Below are 18,868 nucleotides of genomic sequence, written 5' to 3' on the forward strand. Positions count from 1 at the left end.
GGTGGGACGCGGAGCGTCCAAGGCTGCATTCCCACGCGGAGCGTGGGAACGATCATGTCAGGTTAAACGGGGTTTAATCGAGTCCGCCAACTGCGTAAGGATCAGGCAGCACGACACGGCCCCGGCATCCAGAACGCCGAGGGAGCGCTCACCCAAACGACTGGCCCGGCCAATCTTGGCCACCAGGTCCTTGGTCGAATCCCGCCCTTGGGAGGCGGCCGTTTTCATCGCATCGAGCGCATCGCTGAAAGAACGCCCCGACGCCTGCGCCCGTTCAAAGGCTTCTACCGCCGGAATCAATGTATCCATCAAGCACTTGTCGCCCACGCCCGCTTCGGTGATGTCCTGCAGCGAGGTCAAGCCGCCGCGCAGCAGGCGGGCGAAGGTGGCGGCGTCGATGTCTTCACTGCCGCGCACTTCGTCGGCCATGCCGATAAACAGGCTGCCATACAAGGGCCCCATGGAGCCGCCGATACCTTCCATCAGGCTCAGGGTCAGTTCATCCAGAGCTTCGGCCAGGGTCAGTTGGCGGCCTTCGATCGTGCGGCCGCAATGGGCAAAGCCTTTGGCCATGTTGATGCCATGGTCGCCATCGCCTATAGCGCCGTCGACTTCGCTGAGGTACTCCCGGTTGGCCACGATCACGCTGACCAGGTCGGCGACGATGGCGCTACCCTCATGGGTGGAAAAATGCTGGCTCATGGTTCACTCCGCCTGGGTCATGCCGATGGAGCGGCAGGGTTGGTCGATCAGGGTTTTCAGCTCGGCGTCGAGGCCGAGCAGGGTCAAGGTCACGCCCATCATCTCCAGGGAAGTGAAGTAGTTGCCCACGTAGCAACGGTGAATCTTCAAACCTTTGGCCTTGAGCTGTTTTTCCACCTCGGCGTAGAAAATATACAACTCCATCACCGGGGTGGCGCCGAGGCCAGAGACCAGCACCACCACGCTGTCGTCCTGGCTGAAATCGCGGTCGGCGAGGATCGGCGCCAGCATGCGCTCGGCCATGGCGGCGGCCGGTTCAATCGGGATGACTTCGATGCCCGGCTCGCCATGATGGCCAATACCTAATTCCATCTGCCCATCGGGAATCTGGAAGTTCGGCTTGCCCACCGCGGCGATGGTGCAGGGCGTAAGGCCGATACCAATCGAGCGGCAGTGGTCGACGGTTTTCTGCGCCACCCGAATCACGCCGTCCAGGTCGTAATGCTGGGCAGCGGCGGCACCGCCGATCTTCCACATGAAGATCTCCCCGGCTACACCGCGACGCTTGGCGATGTCGGCCTTGGGCGCGGACGCCACGTCGTCGTTGGCGACCACCGTGCGGATGCGCATGTCTTTGCTGGCGGCCATTTTCATCGCCAGCTTCACGTTCATGTTGTCGCCCGCGTAGTTGCCATACAGGCATGCCACGCCAGCACCATGGTCGGCAGCGCGGAAGGCGTCGAAAAAGCTTTTGGCGGTGGGCGAGGAAAAAATCTCGCCGACGGCCACCGCATCCACCAGGCCTGGGCCTACATAACCGAGGAACGCCGGCTCATGCCCGGAGCCGCCGCCGGTGACAATGCCAACGCGGCCCTGGGCTGAGGGCTTGGCCTTGACGATGACCCGTGGGTTGCTTTCGTACTGGCGCAGCTCGGGGTGCGCGACCAGGATGCCGCGCAGCATGTCTTCGACCACTTGGTCGGGATCGTTGATGACTCGATTCATAACGCGGGTTCCTGTGTTCTTGTTCTTAGGGGCGGCACTATTCCACTGTGGGAGCTGGCTTGCCTGCGATGGCGGTGTGTCAGCTGGGGATTTTTTACTGATGCACCGTCATCGCAGGCAAGCCAGCTCCCACAGGGTTTTGTGTTGTTACTCAGATCAGGGTTCGAGCACAACCTTCAGCGACTTGTCGCCGCGCTCCATCACTGCAAACGCTTCCTTGAAATCCGCCAGCGCAAACTTGTGGGTCACCACGTCGCGCATGTCGATCTTGCGGTTGCCGATAAAGTCGATGGCCCTTGGGTACATATATGGTCCCAGGTGTGAGCCGAGGATATCCAGCTCCTTGCGATCGCCAATGATCGACCAGTCCACCGTGGCCTCGTCATTGAACACGCTGAATTCGACAAAGCGTCCCAGCTTGCGCAGCATCGCCAGGCCCTGGTTCACCGCCTTGTGGTGCCCGGTGGCTTCGATATAAATGTCGCAGCCGTAGCCATCGGTGATTTCGCGGATTTTCGCCAGCACATCCACCTCGGCCGGGTTCCACACTTCATCGGCGCCCAGGCGCAGGGCGAGGGCGGCGCGTTCGGGTTTCATGTCCAGCACAATGAGTTTTTTCGGGTTGCGCAACCGCACCGCGCCGATGATGCCCAGGCCCAGGGTGCCGGCGCCGGCGACCACCACGATGTCGTCATGGTCGACATTGGCGCGTTCCGCCGCGTGCAGCGAGCAGGCCAAGGGTTCGATCAGGATCGCTTCATCGGGGGCGATGGATTCCGGTACTTTGTGGATGATGCCTTCCTTGGTGAAGATCATGTATTGGGCCATGGCGCCCTGCACATTGTTCTGGAAGCCATACAGGTCGTGCTTCTGGCACATCCAGTACTGGCCGTGGTTGCAAAAGCGGCAGCCCCAGCACGGCACGATCTGCTCGGAGATCACCCGGTCGCCCACGGCCACGCCGCGCTTCTCGGCGCCTGGGCCAAGGGCGACCACGCGGCACACGAACTCATGCCCGGGGATCATCGGTGGCTTCACGTAGCGCGGTTGTTCGGCATCGCCCCAGAACGACGGCGCGCCGCGATAGGTCTTGATATCGCCCATGCAAATGCCGCACAGCTCGACTTTGGTCAGGATCTCGTCGGGGCCGGGGGTGGGCACGTCGACGGTTTCCAGGCGGTAGTCTTCCGGGCCGTGGCAGACCACAGCCTGCATGGTTTTCGGGATGCTCGGGGCGAGTTGTTCAGGTGTGCGTTCGGTGACAGTGGACATGACAAAACCTCACGACATAACGATGAATTACTGAATGCTGTAACCGCCGTCGATCACCATGTTGGCGCCGGTGATCATCTGCGCGGCATCGCTGAGCAGGTACAGCGCCAGCCCGGCGATTTCTTCCGGCTGGGCAAAGCGACCTGCCGGGATCTGCAATTTGGCCCGCTCACCCACCTCGCCGGCCCAGGCTTTTTTACCCAGGGCGGTTTCGACGATGGTGGGGGAGATAGCATTGACGTTCACCTGCGGCGCCCACTCCATGGCCAATACTTTGGTCATGCCGACGATGGCGGCTTTGCTGGCGCAGTAGGCGACGTGACGGTCCAGGCCAATCACGGCGGCCTGGGACGCCAGGTTGACGATGCGCCCGCTGCCCTGGGCGATCATGTGCCTGGCGCAGGCCTGAGCCATGAAAAAACTGGCCTTGAGGTTGATGTCCAAGGTGGTGTCCCAGGCGCTTTCGCTGACGTCGATGGCCTTGTCCAGCAGCACCACGCCTGCGCTGTTGATCAGGTAATCCAGGCGCTGGAAATGTGCGAACACCTTGTCGACGGTCGGTTGTATCTGGTCGATCTTCCCGAGGTCGACGGCAATGCCCAGGTGCCCGGCACCCAGGCTGGCGGCCACCTCGACCACGGCCGGATCGCGGTCCAGCAGCGCCACCCTTGCGCCGCGTTCCGCCAGCAAGGTGGCGCAGGCCAGGCCGATGCCGGCGGCGCCACCGGTGATCACCGCGCAACGGCCGCTGAGGTCGAAGGCTTGGTTCCAGAAACCAGACATGAATGACTCCCGATACAGATCAAAAGGTAGAACTCGGTCCAATGTGGGAGCTGGCTTGCCTGCGATTGCATCAACCCGGTCTACCTGATGCACCGAGGTGCCTGCATCGCAGGCAAGCCAGCTCCCACAGTTGACTGTGTTTCAAGCCACTGACTACTTACCGCCGCTGACTTGCTTGTACAGCGCATCCGCATTGGCATTGGTCACCGGCACCCAGGGCAGGATGTAGTTCTTGGCTGTGCCGTCGGCCCATTTCACGTCCTTGGCGTAGCGCTCCCAGATCACCGATTGCGGCTTGTAGTCCTCGCCTGCCAGGGCGCGCAGGGCCACGTCCAGTGCGCCTTGGGATTGGGCCTGGGCATCCTGGAGGAAGGTGGTGACTTCGTCCTTTTTCGCCGCCTGGATCGCATCCGGCATGCCGTCGATAGAGGTAACGGGCACATCCTTGGCGGTGAGGCCATGGGACTTCAAGGCCTGCACGGCGCCCAGGGCCATGTCGTCGTTCTGGGCGATCACGCCATTGATGCCCTTGGGGTGGGCGTTGAGCCAGTCTTCGGTGAGGCTCATGGCCTGGGCGCGGTCCCAGTTGGCGGTTTTCTTTTCGATGATCTTGATGTCCGGGTGTTTGCCCAGCACTTCCAGCTCGCCTTTTTCCCGGTCGATCTGCGCCGACTGGCCAATCGGGCCCTGGATGATCACCACGTTGCCCTTGCCGTTGAGCTTGTCGACCATGGCCTGGGCCTGCAGGCGGCCGCCTTCCACGTCGTCGTTACCCACATACGGCACGCTGGCATCGGCTACTTTCGTATTGGAGGCGATGACCACCACGTCGTTGCTCATGGCGGCCTTGACGGTGCCGACGCCGGCCTTGGTATCAATCGGCACGAACAGAATCGCGTCGTAGCGTTGGGTCACCATATTTTCGATCTGGTTGTTCTGGGTCAGGGCGTCGTAGTTGCCGTCGAACACGGTCAACTGCACGGTGCCATCCTTGACGGCCGGATGCTCCTTGAGCTCACGAACCCAGTTCTGCATGAACTGCCCCTTGAGGCCATAGACGGCTGCGCCGATCTTGTAGGCCTTGCCGTCGGCGGCCAGGGCGATACTGCTGGCGAGCAGGGAGAGGGCCGCCGCGGCGGCCAGGGTGGTACCCAGTTTCATAAGTAGAACTCCGGTTATTGTTATGGGTCGTTCTTCAGCGTTTCTTCTTGCGCCACACGTCGATCAGTACTGCGAACACAATGATCAGGCCCTTGGCGACCTGCTGGTAATAGGAGGACACGCCGAGCAGGTTCAGGCCGTTGTTGATCACGCCGATCAACAGGGCCCCGAACAAGGTGCCGACAATGCTGCCGGTACCGCCCGACAGGCTGGTGCCGCCGATCACCACCGCGGCAATCGCGTCCAGCTCATAGGAAACCCCGGCCTGGGGCAGGGCAGAGGTAGTGCGTGCCGACAGCACCACGCCGGCCAACCCGGCGAGCAGGCCCGAGACCACGTACACCGAGAACATCACCTTGCGCACGCCAATGCCGGAGGTGCGTGCGCTTTTTTCATTGCCGCCCACCGCATACACATAACGGCCGTAGGTGGTGTAGCGCAGCACCATCCAGAAAATAAGCGCGACCACGGCGAAGATGATGATCGGCACGCCCACCGGGCCGACCTTGCCGATGCCCAGGGCCAGGTAGGCGTCGGGCAGGTCGGTGATCGGGCTGCCGTCGTTGAGAATAAAGGTCATGCCCCGCGCGATGCTGAGCATGCCGAGGGTGGCCACGAACGGCGGGATCGACAGGTTGGCGATCATGAAACCATTGACCACCCCGAGCATCGCGCCGGCAAACATCCCTGCGCTGACCGCCGCCAACAGGCCATAACCCTGGGTGGCGACCATGGCGCTGCACAACCCGGCGAACGCCAGGATCGACCCCACCGACAGGTCGATACCCTTGGTCAGGATCACATAGGTCATGCCCACGGCGAGAATGCCGTTGATGGAGGTCTGGCGCAGGATGTCCATCCAGTTGCGCCAGGTCATGAAGTACTCACTGGAAAACGCCATCACCACGCACAGCAGGATAAACACCAGCGGCAGGCCGAAGCGGTCGAGGGACAGGCGCAGGCGGTTGCGCGGCGCGGCGGTAACGGGGGCAACGATGGTTTTGGCATTCATGAGGCAAGACTCAACAAGGCTTCCTGGGAAAGGGCGGTGTCGGTGCTGATAGTGACCAGCCGGCCACCTTTGAAGACGGCGATGCGGTCGCTCAAGTGCAGCAGTTCCGGTGCTTCTGACGACACCACAATGGCTGCGCCACCGGCCCGCACAAACTGGTCGAGCAGGTGGTAGATCTCCTGTTTGGCGCCTTCGTCGATGCCGCGGGTGGGTTCATCGCAGAGCAGGCACACCGGTTCCGTGGACAGGCATTTGGCGAGCACCACCTTTTGCTGGTTGCCGCCGCTCATGGACGCCACCGGCAGCTCCAGGGAACTGGTCTTGATCTGCAGGCGCTTGACCATCTCCTCGGCCAGTTGCGCCTCTTTGCGTGCGTTGATCAGCGACCAACTCGACAAGCGCTTATAGGCCGACAGTGCAATGTTCGACAGGATGCTGCCGGTCAGCACCAGGCCGCTGTCCTTGCGGTCTTCGGTGACCAGCGACATGCCGGCGTCGATGGTCGCCTTGGGCTGCCCGATGGGCATGGGCTTGCCTTGCAAGGTAACGCTGCCGGCATCCGCCACGGTCAGGCCGTAGATGCAATTGAGGAATTCACTGCGCCCGGAGCCCATCAACCCATAAATGCCGAGGATCTCGCCACGGCGCAGTTGCAGGCTGATGTCGTGGAACTCACCGTTGCGGCTCAGGTGGTCGACCTGCAGGCAGGTGCTGGCCGCGCATTCGCGGCCCACCTTGTGGTCGATGCGCGTCAGTTCCTGGCCGACAATGCCGCGCACCAGGTGGTCGCGGTCGATATCGGCCATGCGCCCGCTTTCCACAAAGGCGCCATCACGGAAGATGCTGTAGTCATCGGCGATCTGCGCCAGTTCGCTCAGTCGATGGGACACGTACACGATGCCGGCACCGCGTGCGGTAAGGCGGCGAATCGCCTTGAACAGGGTTTCGGCCTCGCGCTCGCCGATGGCCGAGGTGGGCTCGTCCATGATCATCACCTGGCAGTCATGGCTGAACGCCTTGGCGATTTCCACCAGTTGCATCTGCGCCACGCTCAAGCGGTGCATGGGGCTGGTGGCGTCGACGTCGAACTCCAGGCTTTCGAGCAGTTCGCGGGTGCGGCGATTGAGGGCCTTGCTGTCGACGATGCAACCGGCGCGGCGCGGTTCGCGGCCCAGCCAGATGTTTTCGGCGACGGTCATGTAGGGGATGGGTTCGAGCTCCTGGGTGATCATTGCGATCCCCGCGGCCAAGGCTTCACTCGGGCGATTGAACTGCACCGGTGCGCCGTTGAGCACAATGCTGCCGGCGTCACGCTGGGTGATGCCCATCAGGATGCTCAGGAAGGTCGACTTGCCGGCACCGTTGCCGCCGCACAGGGCGTGGACGCTGCCGGCGCGCAGAGAAAGGCGCCCGTCGCGCAGGGCTGGCACCCCGGCGTAAGCCTTGGCGACATGTTCAGCCTGGAGCAGTAATGGCGTGGCCATCGGCGTGTCCTCGTGCTGTGAATTCTTATTAGGTCGCACAGTCATGTTTCGCTGTGATCATATGTGTATCAAATGAAATTCTGATCAGTCAATCTCTTTCACTTAAAAGGTGTGATTCTCATCTTTGACGCGGTTATTGCCTTGGTATAGGGCTTTGACTGGCAGGTCAGTTAAATCTCGCTTGACAGTAAGGGGTGAATGCTTGCGAAATGAGTGAGAGATATTTCACTAAGTGATCATTTGATCAGTGGAGTTTGGCGCCATGAACACACCTTTCCCGGTGGCTATCGGATGCGATGAAGCAGGTTTTGAGCTCAAAGAGTTGTTGAAGCGCCATATCGAGGCGTTGGGGTACCCGGTCACCGACTTCGGTACGCATTCAACGGCGCCGGTGCTGTACCCGGACATCGCTCTGGCCGTGGCCACCGCCATCAATGCCGGGCAACAGCGCCTCGGCGTGCTGGTATGCGGCACCGGCATAGGCATGGCCATCTCGGCCAACAAAGTTCTGGGCATCCGTGCGGCCCAGGCTCATGACACCTACTCTGCGGAGCGGGCGCGCAAGAGCAACGATGCGCAAATCCTCTCCATCGGTGCGCGGGTCATCGGTGCGGAGTTGGCCAAAAGCATCGTCAGTGCGTTTTTGGCCTCGGAGTTCGAAGCGGCGCGGTCCGGGGCCAAGGTCGAGCGCATCAATGCGATCGAGCGCGATGGGCATCAGTAGTGGACGGCGCAGGGCAAGAGTCGGGAGAATGCGCCTTTGACGCCGAAACGGAAGCCCGTCCCCATGAGTGACAGTACCCAGCGCATGGCCAGTGATATCGATCAGATGACCGAAGTGGCGATGCTCTATTACCTTGAGAACGTCACTCAGGAGGCCATTGCCAAGCGTTTTGACCTGTCGCGGGCAAAAGTCAGCCGCCTGCTCAAGCGCGCGCGCGATGAAGGGATTGTCGAGGTGCGCGTGCTGCAGCACCCGGCAATGAACAACGAGCTGGAACGGGCACTGGTGGAGCGCTTCAAGCTCGACCGCGCCTTGATTGCGGTCGACCACAGCGACCCCGACACCCAGCGCTCGGCGGTCGCCAGCCTGGTGGCCAACTACCTCAACAAGACCCTGGGCGACGGCATGATCGTTGCGGTGGGCATGGGGCGTAACGTCGGCGCGGTGGCCGATAACGTGTTTCTGCCGGTGACCCGCAACTGCACCTTCGTGTGTGCCATCGGCGGTTCGCTCAAGGCCGGTGAATACATGAACCCTGACCACATCTGCCGGCGCCTGGCCCTGCGCTTTGGGGGTGAAAGTGAAAGCCTCTACGCCCCAGCGCTGGTGGCCAACCCCGAGCTGCGCGGGGTGCTGATCAACAACGACACGGTGCGCTCCACCCTTGACCGCGCACGCCGCGCTGACATTGCCTTGATCGGCATCGGCGACATGAGCGAGAACAGCAACATGGTGCGCATGGGCTGGTTCTCGCCCCAGGAAATCGCCCAGGCGCGCCTGTCTGGCACTGTGGGCGACATGATGGGCTATGACTTTATCGACATTCACGGCCAGCCGGCGGTCAACGCCATCCAGGGGCGGGTGATCGGGTTGACGGTGCAGGAGCTGTTTCGCATCCCGGACGTGGTGGCGATTGCCAGTGAGAACACCAAGGCGGCGGCGACCTTGGGGGCGTTGCGCTCGGGAGTGATCAATACGCTGGCGACCACCGTCACCAACGCCCACACCATCCTGGCGCTGGACGATGCCACTCGTAAAACCTGATACAGATCGTTCCCACGCTCCAGCGTGGGAACGCATCCTGTGACGCTCCGCGTCACCCTTGCGCGGGTGGGACGCGGAGCGTCAAAGGCGGCATTCCCACGCGGAGCGTGGGAACGATCAACACCGAGGTGCCTGCATCGCAGGCAAGCCAGCTCCCACAAGTATTGGTGTGCTTCTGATAGGGGGCTACAGGTTTTGTAATAGTTTTGCGCTGTAGGAAATTTGTATTTCAAATGTAGGATTCAAGTCCTTTTGTCATTTCAGGACTTGCATGAACACCCTCTCGGAGCCTCCCAGTCGTCTTTCCCCAAGACAACCGCTGTCGCTGTTCCCGCTGAAGCACCCCGTATTCCGTCAACTAACCTTGTCTCGGTCGTATGACCGCACTTTGCCGTGCCCGGCGTTCTGAACACTTTAAAGACAGAGAATTTATAAATGGAATGGTTAGCGGATCCTACGGCCTGGCTCGGCCTTGCGACCTTGATTGTGCTGGAACTGGTGCTGGGTATCGACAACCTGGTGTTTATCGCGATCCTGGCGGACAAGCTGCCACCGGAGCAGCGTGACCGTGCACGTTTGATCGGTTTATCCCTGGCGCTGCTGATGCGCCTGGGCCTGTTGGCGAGTATTTCCTGGTTGGTGACCCTGACCCAGCCGCTGTTCGAGGTGTTCGACAAGAGCTTCTCGGGCCGTGACCTGATCATGCTGTTCGGCGGTATATTCCTGCTGTTCAAGGCCACCATGGAATTGCATGAGCGCCTTGAAGGCCATGTGGCGCAGCACAAGGGCAATGTGGCTTACGCGATGTTCTGGCCGATCGTCGCGCAAATCGTGGTGCTGGATGCGGTGTTCTCCCTCGATGCGGTGATTACCGCCGTGGGCATGGTCGACGAGCTGGCGGTGATGATGATCGCGGTGATCGTGTCCATCGGCCTGATGATCGTGGCGAGCAAGCCGCTGACCCGTTTCGTCAATGCGCACCCCACCGTGATCATGCTGTGCCTGGGCTTCTTGATGATGATCGGTTTCGCCCTGACCGCCGAAGGCCTGGGTTTCCATATTCCCAAGGGCTACCTGTACGCGGCCATTGGCTTCTCGATTCTGATCGAGGTGTTCAACCAGATCGCCCGAGCCCGTCGCAAGAAATCGGCGCAGGGCGTGTTGCCGGTGCGTGAGCGTACCGCCCATGCGGTGATGCGCTTGTTGGGCGGCCGCAGCCTGGCGGTGGAAGAAGTGGGTGAAGACGTGGCTGACCTGCTGGGCGAGCCGGATGCTGCGCAGGGGCCGCTGTTTGATCGACGCGAACGGGTGATGATCAGCGGTGTGCTGCAACTGGCCGAGCGGCCGATTCGCACCCTGATGACCCCAAGGGCCAAGGTTGACTGTATCGACCTGGCGGACGACCCCGAGACGACGCGTCTGAAACTGATGCACTCGTCCTACTCGCGTCTGCCGTTGATCCGTAACGGTGCAGTGGATGAGCCTTTGGGCTTTGTGCACAAGAAAGAGCTGCTCAAGGAATACCTGGCTGGCAACGAGCCGAACCTTGCGCACTTGGCGCGTCGGGCGATCAACCTGCTGGAAAGCTTTTCGATCCTCAACGCCCTGGAGCAGATGCGCCAGGAGTCTACCCACATCGCTTTCGTGATCAACGAATTCGGCGACTTCATGGGTGTATTGAGCATGACGGATATTCTGGAATCCATCGCCGGTGAATTGCCCGATGCCAGCGAAATCGAAGGGCCGGACATAGTCGAGGACGGCGATGGTTTCCGTGCCAATGGTGCCTTGAACCTCAACCTGCTGCGTCAGCGAACGGGCTTCAAGGCTGCGGCTACCGAGGACTATCAAACCTTGGCGGGGTTGGTGATGAGCCTGCTCGACCGCCTGCCGGCGGTGGGCGATAGCCTGGAGCATGAAGGCTGGCGTTTGACCGTGGCTGAAGTGGAAGAGCGCCGGGTGACGCAAGTGCACTTGCGCCCTTGCCCAGGTCATAACGGCTGAAGATGTCTTTTACGCACTGCTCTTGTTCTTCAACGGGGCCGAAGCCTTTGAGCCGTTCTACCACGGCCCCCTTCAGGTAGATCAGCAGCGTCGGGGTGCCCGTCACGTCAGGGTGCCTCGGCGTATGGGCGCAGTCGAGTGACAGGCTGACTATCCAGGGATGCTTCCACGCGGTCTGTTCGAATAAGTGGCATGCCTGCGCGCAAGCGGGGCAGTGCTCTGAAAAAAAAAGAATAAACACCGGGCGCGGTGTGTTCAGTACCCGATTGAACCCTTGGGCGCTGGAAATTCTGCGCGTGGCGACTCCCATGTTGATCCTCCTGCCTGCCGTGTTGGTTTTTGCTCACGCTAAGCCGGAGGGTCGTCACCGTCTACTGTCAACCTTCACAGGTGCGCGTCACTTGCACTCGACCCGTCTAGGTGCGCTGTAACACCGTTGTGGGGCGTTGCGTAGCACTGCCATGCGACGACGGCGCAACGCTGTTTATCTCTGCAATCGCTATCACGCTGATCCCTAACGCATTTATTACCCCCATAGGTTTCCTCCAGCGTCTGTGGCACACTTTCTGCTGTCTATTCCGTTGTTACATACCAAGTTCCGGTATAGCGGAATACACAATCCCTGGAGTGCTTGTCATGCATCACCGACCTTCCGTATTCAAAGCGTGTGTTTTTCTCGTCGCTGCATCGGCTTCCTTCGCCAGCCTGGTGCAGGCGGCGGACAGCAAGCTCGATGATGTGCTCAAGCGTGGGCACTTGATCGTAGGTACAGGCAGTACCAATGCGCCGTGGCACTTCCAGGGAGCGGATGGCAAGTTGCAGGGATTTGATATCGACATCGGCCGCATCGTGGCCAAAGGCTTGTTCAATGACCCGAGCAAGGTGGAGTTTGTGGTGCAGTCGTCCGATGCACGTATTCCCAACCTGCTCACCGACAAGGTCGACATGAGCTGCCAGTTCATCACCGTCACCGCCAGCCGTGCGCAGCAGGTGGCCTTCACCCTGCCGTACTACCGGGAAGGCGTCGGCCTGCTGCTGCCCAACAACAGCAAGTACAAGGAAATCGAAGATCTCCAAGCCGCAGGTGATGACGTTACCGTGGCAGTGCTGCAAAACGTATACGCCGAAGAGTTGGTGCACCAGGCGCTGCCCAAGGCCAAGGTCGACCAGTACGACAGTGTCGACCTGATGTACCAGGCCGTGAACTCAGGCCGCGCCGATGCCGCCGCCACCGATCAGTCCTCGGTCAAATACCTGATGGTGCAGAACCCTGGCCGCTACCGCAGCCCCACCTACGCCTGGAGCCCGCAAACCTACGCCTGCGCGGTCAAGCGCGGCGACCAGGACTGGTTGAACTTCGTCAATACCGCGCTGCACGAAGCCATGACCGGTGTGGAGTTCCCCACCTATAAAGCCTCGTTCAAGCAGTGGTTTGGCGTGGATCTGCCAGAACCGGCGATTGGTTTTCCCGTGGAATTCAAGTGACCCGCAACAATAGGGGCGTGCCTGAACACGCCCCCTTCAGGTGCTGCTGACCATGAACTATCAGTTGAACTTTGCCGCCGTCTGGCGTGATTTCGACACCTTGCTGGCGGGGCTCGGCCTGGGGTTGCAGTTGGCGTTGCTGTCGATCGCCATCGGCTGCGTGATCGGCCTGTTGATGGCGTTTGCCATGCTCTCCAGGCACCGTGCGTTGCGTATTCTTGCCTCGGTGTATGTGACGGTGGTGCGCAACACCCCCATCCTGGTGTTGATCCTGTTGATCTACTTCGCCTTGCCCTCCCTGGGTATTCGCCTGGATAAGATTCCCTCGTTCATCATCACCCTGTCGTTGTATGCCGGTGCCTATCTCACCGAAGTGTTCCGCGCAGGCCTGGTGAATATTCCCAAGGGTTTGCGGGAAGCCGGCCTGGCCATCGGCCTGGGGGAGTGGCGGATTCGCGCTTACATCACCGTGCCGGTAATGCTGCGCAACGTGCTGCCGGCGCTGTCGAACAACTTTATCTCGCTGTTCAAGGACACCTCCCTGGCCGCTGCGATCGCGGTGCCGGAGCTGACCTATTACGCCCGCAAGATCAACGTCGAAAGCTATCGGGTGATTGAAACCTGGCTGGTCACGACCGCGCTCTACGTGGCTGCCTGTTACCTGATTGCCATGCTGCTCCGTTACCTGGAACAGCGTTTGGCTATCCGTCGTTAAGGAAGGGTCCCATGTACGAATCCCCCAGTTGGCTGCATGAATTGTGGATCGCCCGCGAGACCCTTTGGGCTGGCTTTCAGGCAAGCGTGGCGGTCTCGGCGCTGGCGATTGTCTTTGGCACCCTGATCGGCATCGTCGCCGGGTTGATCCTCACCTACGGCAAATTCTGGATGCGCGCGCCGTTCCGTCTGTATGTCGATTTGATCCGTGGCACGCCGGTGTTTGTACTGGTGTTGGCGTGTTTCTACATGCTGCCGGCCCTTGGCTGGCAAATCAGTGCGTTCCAGGCCGGTGCGGTCGGGCTCACCTTGTTCTGTGGCTCCCATGTATCGGAAATCGTGCGCGGCGCGCTGCAAGCCATTCCCCGTGGGCAAATGGAAGCGGGTAAGGCGATTGGCCTGACGTTTTATCAGTCCCTGGGCTACGTGCTGTTGCCCCAGGCGCTGCGGCAGATTTTGCCGACCTGGGTCAATTCCTCCACGGAAATTGTCAAGGCTTCCACCTTGCTGTCGGTGATCGGCGTGGCCGAATTGCTGCTCAGTACTCAGCAGGTGATCGCGCGCACCTTCATGACCCTGGAGTTCTACCTGTTCGCCGGTTTTCTGTTCTTTGTCATCAACTACGCCATCGAATTATTCGGGCGCTACATTGAAAAACGGGTGGCCTTGCCATGAACCAAGCTCAAACCAACCCAGCGCTGCTGGACATTCGTGGCCTGCGTAAACAATACGGCCAGGTGGAAGTGCTCAAGGGCGTCGACCTGTCCATGCAGCGCGGCAATGTGGTGACGTTGATCGGTTCCAGCGGCTCGGGCAAGACCACCTTGCTGCGCTGCGTGAACCTGCTGGAGGAGTTCCAGGGCGGGCAGATCACCCTGGATGGCGAGTCCATTGGTTACAGCGATGTTGGCGGCAAGCGCGTACGCCACCCGGAGCGGGTGATCGCCCAGCACCGCGCAATGACCGGCATGGCATTCCAGCAATTCAACCTGTTCCCGCACCTGACTGCGCTGCAGAACGTTACCCTCGGCTTGCTCAAGGTCAAGAAGATGGGCAAGGATGAAGCGGTAGCCCTGGCCGAAAAATGGTTGGACCGTGTCGGCCTGCTGGAACGCCGCAATCACTTTCCCGGCCAATTGTCCGGCGGCCAGCAACAACGTGTGGCCATTGCCCGGGCCATTGCCATGAACCCCAGCCTGATGCTGTTCGATGAAGTCACCTCGGCCCTCGACCCGGAGTTGGTGGGCGAAGTGCTCAGCGTGATCAAGGGGCTGGCGGAGGAGGGCATGACCATGTTGTTGGTCACCCACGAGATGCGCTTTGCCTATGAAGTTTCGGACCAGATAGTGTTCATGAACCAGGGCCGCATTGAAGAGCAGGGCAGCGCGAAAGATATATTCGAGCGGCCGCAGTCGCCGCGACTGGCGGAATTTCTCAAGAACATTCGTTTTTAACAAGGAGCAACTATATGAGCATTACTCGTTACGGCACCGGCAGCACCGCAGGTGGCGGCCAGCCACGCCCGTTCGCCCGCGCTGTGGAAGCCGATGGCTGGCTGTACGTGTCGGGCCAGGTACCTGCGGTGGACGGTGAAATCATCAACGGCGGCATCATCGAGCAAACCCGCCAGACGATGCGCAACGTGGTGGCGATCCTCGAAGAGGCCGGCTACGAGCTCAAGGATGTGGTTCGGGTGGGCGTATGGTTGGAAGACCCACGGGACTTCTGGAGCTTCAACAAGGTGTTCGGCGAATACTTCACCCCGGAACACGCCCCGGCGCGTGCCTGTGTGCAGGCCAATATGATGGTCGATTGCAAGGTCGAGATTGATTGCGTGGCCTACAAGAAAAAGGCCTAACTGATCATTCCCACGCTCTGCGTGGGAATACCGCCTTGGACGCTCTGCGTCCGCGCTTGTGACGCAGAGCGTCACCGCATGCATTCCCACGCAGAGCGTGGGAACGATCATCTGGAACGGGACCGAGTACTGCCATGACCGAAGACACCATCAAACGCCGCGCCAAAGGCCTGGACCGTGCGTTCGATATCCTCGATTTTCTCAAGGAAATCGGCCAGCCCCTGCGCCCGAATGATATTGCCAGCGGCATCGGCAGCCCCAAATCCACGGTCTACGAACTGGTGGCGTCGTTGCTGGAGCGGCGCATCCTGGAGACCGTGGGCAACGACGGCCACGTGTACCTGGGGCGCCAGCTGTATTTCCTCGGCCAGGCACACTTGCGTCACTTCGACCTGACCCGCGAGGCCGACCACGCCTTGCAGGAGATCGTCAGCCAGACCCACGAAACCGCGCAGATGTGCCTGCTCAACGGGCGCAAATACACGGTGGCGCTGATGCGCGAGGGCCAGCGGCATTTCCGTATTTCTTCGGATATCGGTGAAAACGCCCCCATTCCCTGGACCGCCTCGGGGCGCTTGTTGCTGGGGCATTTGAGCGATCAGCAGATCGTCGACCTGATCGATCCCGACGACTTCATCCTGCCGGACGGCCTGCGCCTGCCGCTGGACACTTTCCTGGCGCAGATCCGCCAGGCCAGCCTGGATGGGTTCTTCTCCTTCGACAGTGTGGCCGACACCTTCACCCATTGTTTTGCCGCCCCGGTGCGCGATGCCCAGGGCATCAGCATCGCGACCCTGTGCATCGTCGCCCCTCGGGCTGATGCGAGCAAAAACTACCACGACTATCGCCGGGTACTGATCGACAGTGCCAACAGCCTGGCCCGGCGCATCAACGAATAGGAGTTTTCCATGTCTGCCCTCAACGCCGTTGAAAAAGGTGCCGCTGCCGTCGGTGCCCATTTGGTTCGCGATGTCAGCCTGCCGGCCCTGGTGCTGCACCGTGACGCCCTGGAACATAACATCCGCTGGATGCAGGACTTTGTCCGCAGCAGCGGCGCCGAGCTGGCGCCCCACGGCAAGACCAGCATGATGCCCGCGCTGTTCCAGCGCCAGATCACCGCCGGTGCCTGGGGCATCACCCTGGCTACCGCCGTGCAGACCCGCGCCGCCTACGCCAGCGGCGTGCGTCGCGTGCTGATGGCCAACCAACTGGTGGGCGCAGCGAACATGGCCTTGATCGCGGACCTGCTGGCCGACAAGGATTTTGACTTTCATTGCATGGTCGATCACCCGGACAACGTTGCCGACCTGGGCCTGTTCTTCGCCGCCCGTGGTCAGCGCCTCAATGTGATGATCGAGTATGGCGTGGTCGGTGGCCGGTGCGGCTGTCGCAGCGAGCAGCAAGTGCGCGACCTGGCCAAGGCGGTCCAGGCCCAGCCGGCCTTGGCCCTCACCGGTATCGAGGGTTACGAAGGCGTGATCCACGGCGAGCACGCCATCAGTGGTATCCGCGCCTTCGCCGCCAGCCTGGTGAGCCTGGCGGTCGAGCTGCAAGACAGCGGCCTGTTCGACCTGCCCACGCCGATCATCACCGCATCGGGCTCGGCCTGGTACGACCTGATCGCCGAGTCGTTCGAAACGCAGAACGCCGCCGGCCGTTTCCTCAGCGTGTTGCGCCCAGGCAGTTACGTGGCCCACGACCATGGCATCTACAAAGAGGCGCAGTGCTGTGTACTCGAACGCCGCAGCGACCTCAACGAGGGCCTGCGCCCGGCAATGGAAGTCTGGGCGCATGTGCAGTCGTTGCCGGAGCCTGGTTTTGCGGTGGTTGCCCTGGGCAAGCGCGACGTGGCCTACGACGCCGGTTTGCCGGTGCCACTCAAGTGCTACAAGGCCGGGATCGTGCCGGCGCAAGGTGATGATGTGAGCGGGTGCAAGGTCACGGCGGTAATGGACCAGCATGCGTTCATGACCGTGGCGCCCGGGGTTGAATTGCGTATTGGCGACATCATTTCCTTTGGTACGTCCCACCCTTGCCTGACCTTTGATAAATGGCAGGTGGGGTGCCTGGTGGATGAGCAGTTGCAGGTGGTCGAGTCTCTGCGTACGTGCTTCTAGACCGAGTCGCGGCTATCGCAGGCAAGCCAGCTCCCACAGTGACCGCGTTTTAACTGAAGGAATGCAGTCGAATGCGGGAGTCGGGCTTGCCCGCGATGGGGCCCTCCAGCACACCTGAGAACTTTGCCATGAACACCCACCCCCGCATCGCCCTCATCGGCGAATGCATGATCGAACTGCAACACCGCGCCGACGGCAGCCTGCACCAGAGCTTCGGCGGCGACACCCTGAACACTGCGGTGTACCTGCGTCGCGAGCTGGGCGATGCCGGCAGCGTTGACTACGTCACCGCCCTGGGCGATGACAGCTTCAGCGATGCCATGTGTGAGCATTGGCACGCCGAAGGCCTTGGCCTGGGCAGGGTCCAGCGTCTGCCTGGGCGCCTGCCGGGCTTGTATTGCATCCAGACTGATGCCCAGGGCGAACGTAAATTCCTCTACTGGCGCAACGAAGCGGCCGTGCGCGACTGCTTCACCACGCCTGCCGCCGAGCCGGTCCTGGCGGCATTGCCGGGCTATGACGTGGTGTATTTCAGTGGCATTACCCTGGCGGTGCTGGGAGACATCGGGCGTGAGCGCTTACTGCAGGCGCTGATCGAAGCCCGCCAGCGTGGCGCCAAGGTGGTGTTCGATAACAACTACCGGCCCAGGCTGTGGGCCGATGTGCAAACGGCCCGTGAGGCGTATCGCAGGGTGTTGGCCGCAGTGGACATTGCCTTGCTCACCGAGGATGACGAACGCGCGTTGTTCGGCTATGAGGATAGCGAGCAGGTGTTTGCGGCGTATCCCTCGATTGCAGAAGTGGTGCTCAAGCGGGGAGCGGATGCGTGCTTGATTCGTTGCGCGGGCGAGCGCTTTGCGGTGCCGGCGTTGAAAGTGGAGAAGGTGGTGGACACCACGGCGGCGGGGGATTCGTTCAGTGCGGCGTATCTGGCCAGTCGGCTCAACGGTGGTTCGCCCCAAGACGCCGCACTGGCGGGGCATCGGTTGGCAAGCCGGGTGATTCAGGTGCCCGGGGCGCTGATACCGAGATGATCACTGATCGTTCCCACGCTCTGCGTGGGAGCGCAGCCCGGGACGCTCCGCGTCCGAGAAGCGGACGCAGAGCGTCCAGTGAGGCATTCCCACGCAGAGCGTGGGAACGATCGGATGTGGGAGCTGGCTTGCCTGCGATAGCGGACTGAAGCCATCCACTCAATCGCGGTAAAACACCTGCACCAGGTGATAGCCAAACTTGCTCTTGATCGGCCCGTGCACCACCTTCACCGGTTTCTTGAAGATCACCGCATCAATCGCCCCCACCATCTGCCCGGGCCGCACTTCGCCCAGGTCACCACCGCGTTTGCCCGACGGGCAGGTGGAGTACTTCTTGGCCAGCACATCAAAGGCTTCGCCTTTGGCAATACGCTGCTTGAGTTGTTCGGCTTCTTCGCTGGTTTTCACCAGGATATGACGGGCTTGGGCTTTCATGGGGCTCTACCAGCTGTGCGACGGCGCGCGATTA

General features: G+C 61.2%; 19 protein-coding genes and 1 pseudogene. 11 read left to right on the forward strand and 9 right to left on the reverse strand.

Annotated features, from left to right (window positions below; all coding sequences use genetic code 11):
• Positions 1 to 57: 57 nt before the first annotated feature.
• The 7 genes from dhaL to AB4P90_RS12585 all read right to left on the reverse strand — a co-directional run bounded on the left by dhaL (position 58) and on the right by AB4P90_RS12585 (position 7,419).
• Positions 58 to 702: a dihydroxyacetone kinase subunit DhaL gene (gene dhaL / locus AB4P90_RS12555; RefSeq protein WP_102666901.1), complete on the reverse strand. Its 645-nt coding sequence runs from the start codon at positions 700 to 702 to the stop codon at positions 58 to 60.
• 3 nt (positions 703 to 705) lie between these two features.
• Complete coding sequence (locus tag AB4P90_RS12560) at positions 706 to 1,707, reverse strand: dihydroxyacetone kinase subunit DhaK (protein ID WP_014718189.1); 1,002 nt, start codon at positions 1,705 to 1,707, stop codon at positions 706 to 708.
• Positions 1,708 to 1,863: 156 nt separating this feature from the next.
• On the reverse strand, positions 1,864 to 2,979 hold the full coding sequence (locus AB4P90_RS12565; protein ID WP_019817618.1) for an erythritol/L-threitol dehydrogenase: 1,116 nt from the start codon (positions 2,977 to 2,979) through the stop codon (positions 1,864 to 1,866).
• Positions 2,980 to 3,006: 27 nt separating this feature from the next.
• A complete protein-coding gene (locus AB4P90_RS12570; protein WP_020301588.1) occupies positions 3,007 to 3,762 on the reverse strand; it encodes an SDR family oxidoreductase in 756 nt (251 codons plus the stop codon).
• Positions 3,763 to 3,915: 153 nt separating this feature from the next.
• Positions 3,916 to 4,923: a substrate-binding domain-containing protein gene (locus AB4P90_RS12575; RefSeq protein ID WP_395605936.1), complete on the reverse strand. Its 1,008-nt coding sequence runs from the start codon at positions 4,921 to 4,923 to the stop codon at positions 3,916 to 3,918.
• Positions 4,924 to 4,957: 34 nt separating this feature from the next.
• Complete coding sequence (locus tag AB4P90_RS12580; RefSeq protein ID WP_014718193.1) at positions 4,958 to 5,935, reverse strand: ABC transporter permease; 978 nt, start codon at positions 5,933 to 5,935, stop codon at positions 4,958 to 4,960.
• Positions 5,932 to 7,419 carry a sugar ABC transporter ATP-binding protein gene (locus tag AB4P90_RS12585; RefSeq protein ID WP_060767524.1) on the reverse strand — a complete coding sequence of 496 codons (1,488 nt, stop codon included), beginning with the start codon at positions 7,417 to 7,419 and terminating at the stop codon, positions 5,932 to 5,934. The genes AB4P90_RS12580 and AB4P90_RS12585 overlap by 4 nt, the downstream gene beginning before the upstream one ends.
• Positions 7,420 to 7,681: 262 nt before the next feature.
• Between AB4P90_RS12585 and rpiB the strand changes: the two genes are divergently transcribed.
• From rpiB to AB4P90_RS12600, 3 genes are all read left to right on the forward strand, one after another.
• Positions 7,682 to 8,143 carry a ribose 5-phosphate isomerase B gene (gene rpiB, locus AB4P90_RS12590; RefSeq protein ID WP_019817614.1) on the forward strand — a complete coding sequence of 154 codons (462 nt, stop codon included), beginning with the start codon at positions 7,682 to 7,684 and terminating at the stop codon, positions 8,141 to 8,143.
• 63 nt (positions 8,144 to 8,206) lie between these two features.
• Complete coding sequence (locus AB4P90_RS12595) at positions 8,207 to 9,187, forward strand: sugar-binding transcriptional regulator (protein WP_003191835.1); 981 nt, start codon at positions 8,207 to 8,209, stop codon at positions 9,185 to 9,187.
• Between the two features lie 435 nt (positions 9,188 to 9,622).
• Positions 9,623 to 11,191, forward strand: a complete 1,569-nt coding sequence (locus tag AB4P90_RS12600; protein WP_395605937.1) for a transporter associated domain-containing protein — start codon at positions 9,623 to 9,625, stop codon at positions 11,189 to 11,191.
• Positions 11,192 to 11,276: 85 nt separating this feature from the next.
• On the opposite strand, the pseudogene AB4P90_RS12605 reads toward AB4P90_RS12600, so the two are convergent.
• A pseudogene (locus tag AB4P90_RS12605) lies at positions 11,277 to 11,501 on the reverse strand (thioredoxin); the annotation flags it as partial.
• A 326-nt stretch (positions 11,502 to 11,827) separates the two neighbouring features.
• On the opposite strand from AB4P90_RS12605, the gene AB4P90_RS12610 reads away from it, so the two are divergent.
• The 8 genes from AB4P90_RS12610 (at position 11,828) to AB4P90_RS12645 (ending at position 18,399) form a co-directional block, all read left to right on the forward strand.
• A complete protein-coding gene (locus tag AB4P90_RS12610; RefSeq protein ID WP_019817613.1) occupies positions 11,828 to 12,676 on the forward strand; it encodes a transporter substrate-binding domain-containing protein in 849 nt (282 codons plus the stop codon).
• 52 nt (positions 12,677 to 12,728) lie between these two features.
• Positions 12,729 to 13,391: an amino acid ABC transporter permease gene (locus AB4P90_RS12615; RefSeq protein WP_019817612.1), complete on the forward strand. Its 663-nt coding sequence runs from the start codon at positions 12,729 to 12,731 to the stop codon at positions 13,389 to 13,391.
• 11 nt (positions 13,392 to 13,402) lie between these two features.
• Positions 13,403 to 14,065 carry an amino acid ABC transporter permease gene (locus AB4P90_RS12620; protein WP_014718199.1) on the forward strand — a complete coding sequence of 221 codons (663 nt, stop codon included), beginning with the start codon at positions 13,403 to 13,405 and terminating at the stop codon, positions 14,063 to 14,065.
• Positions 14,062 to 14,844, forward strand: a complete 783-nt coding sequence (locus AB4P90_RS12625; RefSeq protein WP_020301585.1) for an amino acid ABC transporter ATP-binding protein — start codon at positions 14,062 to 14,064, stop codon at positions 14,842 to 14,844. The genes AB4P90_RS12620 and AB4P90_RS12625 overlap by 4 nt, the downstream gene beginning before the upstream one ends.
• A gap of 14 nt (positions 14,845 to 14,858) precedes the next feature.
• Positions 14,859 to 15,248, forward strand: coding sequence for a RidA family protein (locus tag AB4P90_RS12630; RefSeq protein WP_003191822.1), 390 nt, complete (start codon positions 14,859 to 14,861; stop codon positions 15,246 to 15,248).
• Positions 15,249 to 15,382: 134 nt separating this feature from the next.
• Positions 15,383 to 16,147 carry an IclR family transcriptional regulator gene (locus tag AB4P90_RS12635; protein ID WP_395605938.1) on the forward strand — a complete coding sequence of 255 codons (765 nt, stop codon included), beginning with the start codon at positions 15,383 to 15,385 and terminating at the stop codon, positions 16,145 to 16,147.
• A gap of 9 nt (positions 16,148 to 16,156) precedes the next feature.
• Positions 16,157 to 17,365: an amino acid deaminase gene (locus AB4P90_RS12640; RefSeq protein ID WP_395605939.1), complete on the forward strand. Its 1,209-nt coding sequence runs from the start codon at positions 16,157 to 16,159 to the stop codon at positions 17,363 to 17,365.
• A gap of 128 nt (positions 17,366 to 17,493) precedes the next feature.
• The gene (locus AB4P90_RS12645; RefSeq protein ID WP_014718203.1) at positions 17,494 to 18,399 is read left to right on the forward strand and encodes a sugar kinase; all 906 of its coding nucleotides are present in this window, start codon (positions 17,494 to 17,496) and stop codon (positions 18,397 to 18,399) included.
• Positions 18,400 to 18,558: 159 nt separating this feature from the next.
• Here AB4P90_RS12645 and AB4P90_RS12650 read toward each other — a convergent pair whose 3' ends face one another.
• On the reverse strand, positions 18,559 to 18,834 hold the full coding sequence (locus tag AB4P90_RS12650; protein WP_003174397.1) for a peptidylprolyl isomerase: 276 nt from the start codon (positions 18,832 to 18,834) through the stop codon (positions 18,559 to 18,561).
• Positions 18,835 to 18,868: the final 34 nt, after the last annotated feature.

The sequence above is a fragment of the Pseudomonas sp. B16120 genome (assembly GCF_044218845.1).
GTDB classification, from domain to species: domain Bacteria; phylum Pseudomonadota; class Gammaproteobacteria; order Pseudomonadales; family Pseudomonadaceae; genus Aquipseudomonas; species Aquipseudomonas paracarnis.